Origin of the sequence: Pseudomonas sp. URIL14HWK12:I5 (assembly GCF_900176445.1) — a bacterium.
GTDB lineage: Bacteria > Pseudomonadota > Gammaproteobacteria > Pseudomonadales > Pseudomonadaceae > Aquipseudomonas > Aquipseudomonas monteilii.
Genome location: NZ_FWXQ01000020.1, coordinates 1 through 5595, shown reverse-complemented (window position 1 = coordinate 5595; position 5595 = coordinate 1). Strand labels below are relative to the sequence as shown.

At 62.7% G+C, this 5595-nt stretch carries 6 protein-coding genes; 3 read left to right on the top strand and 3 right to left on the bottom strand.

Features of this window, described 5'->3' with window-relative positions; genetic code table 11:
* A partial coding sequence (locus B9A31_RS26775; RefSeq protein ID WP_084297564.1) for a POTRA domain-containing protein occupies positions 1–404 on the bottom strand: 404 nt, incomplete at its 3' end.
* Positions 405–601: 197 nt separating this feature from the next.
* On the opposite strand from B9A31_RS26775, the gene B9A31_RS26770 reads away from it, so the two are divergent.
* Both B9A31_RS26770 and B9A31_RS26765 read left to right on the top strand, forming a co-directional pair.
* Positions 602–1294, top strand: coding sequence for a response regulator transcription factor (locus B9A31_RS26770; protein WP_025755066.1), 693 nt, complete (start codon positions 602–604; stop codon positions 1292–1294).
* Positions 1291–2556 (top strand): HAMP domain-containing sensor histidine kinase, encoded by a 1266-nt coding sequence (locus tag B9A31_RS26765; RefSeq protein ID WP_027609936.1) that lies wholly within the window; start codon positions 1291–1293, stop codon positions 2554–2556. The genes B9A31_RS26770 and B9A31_RS26765 overlap by 4 nt, the downstream gene beginning before the upstream one ends.
* Positions 2557–2607: 51 nt before the next feature.
* Here the strand turns inward: B9A31_RS26765 and B9A31_RS26760 are convergent, their stop codons facing one another.
* Positions 2608–3792, bottom strand: a complete 1185-nt coding sequence (locus B9A31_RS26760; protein WP_019099394.1) for an MFS transporter — start codon at positions 3790–3792, stop codon at positions 2608–2610.
* A gap of 179 nt (positions 3793–3971) precedes the next feature.
* The gene (locus B9A31_RS26755; protein ID WP_016714070.1) at positions 3972–4853 is read right to left on the bottom strand and encodes a LysR family transcriptional regulator; all 882 of its coding nucleotides are present in this window, start codon (positions 4851–4853) and stop codon (positions 3972–3974) included.
* Between the two features lie 170 nt (positions 4854–5023).
* On the opposite strand from B9A31_RS26755, the gene B9A31_RS26750 reads away from it, so the two are divergent.
* On the top strand, positions 5024–5595 hold a 572-nt coding region (locus tag B9A31_RS26750), incomplete at its 3' end, for a thiamine pyrophosphate-binding protein (protein ID WP_256576315.1).

Here is a 5595-nt window from a genome sequence, read left to right as displayed (position 1 = left end):
TCGTTACGCACGCCTTCGAGGGTGGCACGCTGGAAGATCTCGCCCTCGGCCAGGCCCGATTGCTTCAGGCCCTTCATCAGGTCTTCGGTGCTGATTGCCTTGTTGCCTTCGATCTCGATGCTCGATACCGACGGGTGCTCGACCACGTTGATGATCAGCACATTGCCATCGCGGTTCAGCTGAATGTCCTGGAAGAACCCAGTCTTGAACAGGGAACGGGTCGAGTCCACCAGGCGGCGGTCATACGCCTGGTCGCCGACGTTCAGCGGCAGGGCACCGAACACACTGCCGGCGGAAACCCGCTGCAGGCCGTTGACCCGGATGTCGGCGATCCTGAAGGGGGAGGCCTGAACCAGTGTGGCTTTCAGCAACAGGATGGAGAGCAACAGGCGCGGGTAGTTCATCGGGGGTTCCAGACAAGCGGATTCGGAGGGGAGCAAGCGCGGGCAACCCGCAAGCAGCGGGCGATGAGGATACGGGCGGGCTGTGTACGGCGCGGTTAGCCGAGGGTAAAGATGTGTAAAGTCCGACCGGCCGGCGGTGACAGTGCCGCCGTGGAGGGCGATCATTAACGCCCCTGCAATTGCGATATCTGGCCCCGATGATCCCCGTGCTGCTGGTCGACGACGACCGCGAACTGACTGAAATGCTCTCTTTGTACCTGGCGCGCGAAGGCTTCCAGGCCACGGCCGTGGACACTGGCGAGGAGGGCGAGGCCCAGGCGTTGTCCGGCCAGTATCAGGCGGTGGTGCTGGACGTGATGCTGCCGGGTATCTCGGGTATCGAAGTGCTGCGGCGCGTGCGTGCGCGCAGCCAGGTGCCTGTACTGTTGCTGACGGCCCGTGGCGACAACATCGACCGCATTGCCGGCCTTGAACTGGGGGCCGATGACTATGTGCCCAAGCCCAGCTCGCCGGGTGAACTGGTGGCACGCTTGCGGGCGATTCTGCGCAGGGTGCAGCCGCAGTTGATGGGCGAGGCCAGTGCCCCTGAGCAAGTGCGCACGGGTGCATTGAAAATGTGGCCGGGTCGTCGCGAAGCGCACTGGGGCGACGCCACGCTGGAACTGACCGGCTCGGAGTTCAGCCTGCTTGAGGCGTTGGCCCGCCAGGCTGGACAGCTGGTCAGCAAGCAGGACCTGTCGCTCAATGCCTTGGGCCGGCCGCTGACCCGCTACGACCGGCGCATCGATGTGCATGTCAGCAGCATCCGGCAAAAGCTCGGCCCGCGCGCTGACGGCAGCAGCTGGATCCAGAGCGTGCGTGGCATGGGCTACATGCTGATAGTCGAATGATGCGCCGACGCCTGTTCTGGAAGCTGTTCCTGGCATTCTGGCTGGCCAACAGCCTGACCTTTCTGGTGGGCGCAGCCACCTTCATGCTGAATGACTGGCGTGGAGACAGCCCGGCACTGCGTTCGCTGCTGGCCACCGAGCTGCAGCTGTTGCAGCGCTATGGCGAACAGGCCGGTCGGCAGTTGCTGAACGTGTCGCCGCAGCCACCCGATGTGCAGGTGGGCCTTTACGATAGCCAAGGGCAACTGCTGGCTGGGAAGGCGGTACAAGTGGCCCGTTTCGAGCAAGCCTTACGCGACAGCGAGGGCCGCCCGCTGGTGCTGCGGGCCTCGGTGGCCACAACCGTTGGCGAGCCACCACGTCCGCGCGGGATGGGCCCTTTGTTTACCGGCACGTTGATGAGTGCGTTGTTTGCCTTCTTGTGCAGCCTGTACCTGACACGCCCGCTGGCGTGGCTGCGTGAAGCGATGGGCCAGGTGGCCCAGGGCCGGTTCGACGTGCGCGTGAAACCCCGGCTTGGCAAACGCCGTGACGAGATTGTCGAGCTGGCCGAAGACTGTGACCGTATGGCCGGTCAACTCAAGGCCCTGGTGCAGGCGCAACAGAACCTGCTGCATGACATTTCCCACGAGCTACGTTCACCACTGACCCGTATGCATGCCGCCATCGGCCTGATGCGTCAGCAACCCGACCGGCTCGATATGCTGGAACGGGTCGAACGTGAGTCGCGGCGAATGGACGACCTGATCGAGCAGTTGCTGACCCTGGCCCGCGCTCAGGCGCGGCAGGGCAACCGCGACTTTGCCAGCGTGGATGTGGTCGAGTTGCTGGCGCAGATCGTCGAGGACGCCCGTTTCGAGGCGGGTATGAAACAGTGTCAGGTGTCGTTGCATGCCCAAGGTATGTTTCTCATCCACGGGCATGAGGAGCTGCTGTACCGGGCATTCGAGAACATCATCCGCAACGCTGTGCGCTATACCGCAGCCGGTACGGAGGTGCTGGTGCAGGCCTCGCTGGCGCCGGGCGGGCAATGGTTGCAGGTCAGTGTCAGCGACCATGGGCCGGGCGTAGAGCCGGCCCGCTTGCAGCGCATCTTCGAGCCGTTCGATCGGGGCACCGATGACAGTGGCGATGGCTTTGGCCTGGGGCTGGCGATTGCACAGCGGGCTATTGCGTTGCACGGCGGCAGCATCACGGCGCTGGCTGCCGACAGTGGCGGGTTGCGGGTACGCATCGAGCTGCCGCGGGCCAGCCCTGCCTGAATCCAGGGCTGAGTTACCGGGCGTTTCGCACACCCGCTGGGTGCGGGTATTTCAATGGCCGCCTTTCATCCGTCGCGCCACCCGATAAATCCCTAACCCGACCAGTGCCGTCGCCGCGCCAATGTAGCCGGTACTTGTCCAGCCCATGCCTGCGGTAATCGCCATGCCACCCAGCCACGGCCCCAATGCATTGGCCAGGTTGAACGCCGCATGGTTCGATGCCGCTGCCAGGCTTGGTGCTTCATGGGCAATGTCCATCAGGCGGATTTGCAGCGGCGCTGCCAGGGCAATCATGGTACCCACCAGGCCGATACCCAAAAGCAGGCTCCACAGTGCCTGGGCAGCGAAGGTGAAGAACAGCAGTACGGCAATCGACCACACCAGCACCAGCCCCACCGCGCGGAACTGCAAGCGATCAAACAGTTTGCCGCCAGCGATGTTGCCGACGATACCGCCCACGCCGAACGCCGCCAGGCCGAACGGAATCCACTGTGGTGACACCTGGGTTACTTGCAGCATGGTCGGTGCCAGGTAGCTGAATACACAGAACATGCCGGCAAAGCCGATCGAAGCGATTGCCAGCGCCATCCATACCTGCGGGAGGGCGAAGGCTTGCAGCTCCTTGCGCGGGTCGCTGCGGACTTCGTCGTGGCGCTGGGGCACGAAGCGCCACACCAGGGCGATGGTGCACAGGGCAATCGCGCCGACCAGCACGAATGCCGAACGCCAACCGAAGTACTGGCCCAGGAAGGTGGCCACCGGGTTGCCGAGCAACATGGCCAAGGTCAGGCCCATCATCACCCGGGCAACGGCACCCGCTCGGTGGTCCTTGGGCACCATGCTCGAGGCCACCACTGCGGCAATGCCGAAGTAGGCGCCGTGGGGCAAGCCGCTGATGAAGCGGAAGGCAACCAGGCCGCTGAACGAGGGGGCAAAGGCCGTGGCCAGGTTGCCCAGGGCATACAGCAGCATCAACAGCAACAACATGTGCTTGCGCAGCAGTTTGGCACCCAGAATCGCCAGTGTCGGGGCGCCAACCATCACCCCCAGTGCATAGGCGCTGATGGCGTGGCCCACCTGCGGCTCGCTCAATTGCAGGTCGTTGGCGATGTCGGGCATCAGGCCCATGATGGCGAACTCGCCGGTGCCGATGGCAAAGCTGCCCAATGCCATGGCGGCTTCCATCTTGGCGACGGTGGTTTTGCTGGGAAGAGGGGGGTGTTCCTGGACTGACATCGGGATCCTTACTGAAACATGCTGAAACGTTCAAGGCGGGATCATAGTCAATGTTCGCTTGAAACGTCGAGGAAGCTGGACAGCTTCCTCCGCATCTGCTGGGTTCAGGCAGGTTCTGCTGCCGAGCTTACGAATGCCTCTGGAGCGGCCTGAATGCGAATGGAGTACAAGTGTGCCCCTCAACGCTCCAGATAATGTGTCTGCGCGGCAAAATCGATGAACCGCTTGCTGGCCAGCGACAGGTATTCCCCCGACCGCCAGCACAGGCGGAAGCTCATCAGTTGCGCTGGTCGGAACGGCACCCCGACGATGCCCGGTGTGCGCTGCTGCACCGAGCGTAGCAGGGTCGCCACGCCCATGTTGTCCAGTGCGGCCTGCACCACCAGCGAGACGAAGTTGCTCTGCAGCGCCACCTGATAAGTAATGCCATGTTCGGCGAAGAACGCGTCCAGCAGGTGACGTTGCACGAACGTTCGGTCGAACACCACCATATCGGTATTGCGCAGGTCTTCCGCCGTGAGGAAGGCCTTGCCCGCATAGGCGTGGTCGGGGTGCATGCACGCCAGCATCTCGTCACTGCCCAGCAGGATCGACTCCTTGTCGGGCGGCACGCGCCTGGACTCCAGCAGTGCAAGGTCGATTTCACGCTGTTCAAGGCGGTGGCCAATGTCCTCGGCACTGCCTTCGAACACGGTCATGGCAATGCCTGGGTATAGCTTGCGAAAGGCATTCATCAAGCCGGGCACATAGTGCAGGCCGAACATCGGGGGAATACCCAGACGCACTTCACCGCGTTTCAGGTCGGCCATGTCGCGCAGTTCTTGCCGGGCGACATCCATCTCACGCAGGGCCGATGCAATGCGCGGCAGAAACTGTTCGCCTTCGGCGGTGAGGATCACCTTGCGCGTAGTGCGGTTGAACAGGGTGACCCCCAGTTCTTCTTCCAGCCGGGTTACGGCCATGCTCAGTGCCGGCTGGGCGATGTGCAGGTGCTGCGCGGCTTTGGTGAAGCTGCCCTGGCGCACGATCTCGACGCAGCAGCGCAATGCCTTGAGGTTCATTGAGGCGTTCTACCATTCATAACAAGCTGTGATGCTAAACATCATAACAATATATTTATTATTATTAACCAGAGGGCCTACGATGCGCGCCACTGAGACATCCTGCAACATCTCAGTCACGCAGTGTCATAACGCTGCAATCCCACAAAGATTTTGAGGTAGTACCCCAAATGGCCAAGGCCGCCGATGTCGTTGTGCAATGCCTGGAAAACGAAGGTGTCGAGTATGTGTTCGGCATTCCCGGTGAAGAAAACCTCGACCTGCTCGAATCCCTGCGCAAGTCGAAGATCAAGCTGGTACTGACCCGTCACGAGCAGTCTGCAGGCTTTATGGCCGCCACCTATGGCCGTCTGACCGGCAAGACCGGCGTCAGCCTGTCGACCCTCGGCCCTGGCGCCACCAACCTGGTTACTGCCAGCGCCTACGCCTACCTGGGCGGCATGCCGATGATGATGATCACCGGCCAGAAGCCGATCAAGAAGTCCAAGCAGGGCCGCTTCCAGATCATCGACGTGTGCGGCATGATGGACCCCATCACCAAGTACACCCACCAGTTCGCCTCGGCCGACAACATCCCGTCGCGCATGCGCGAAGCCTTCCGCCTGGCCGAAGAAGAAAAGCCGGGTGCGGTACACCTGGAGCTGCCGGAAGACATCGCCGCCGAGCAGACCGATGCACTGCCGATCCCGCGCAGCCTGCACCGCCGCCCGCTGGCCGAGCATGTGGCCATCGAAGCCGCCGT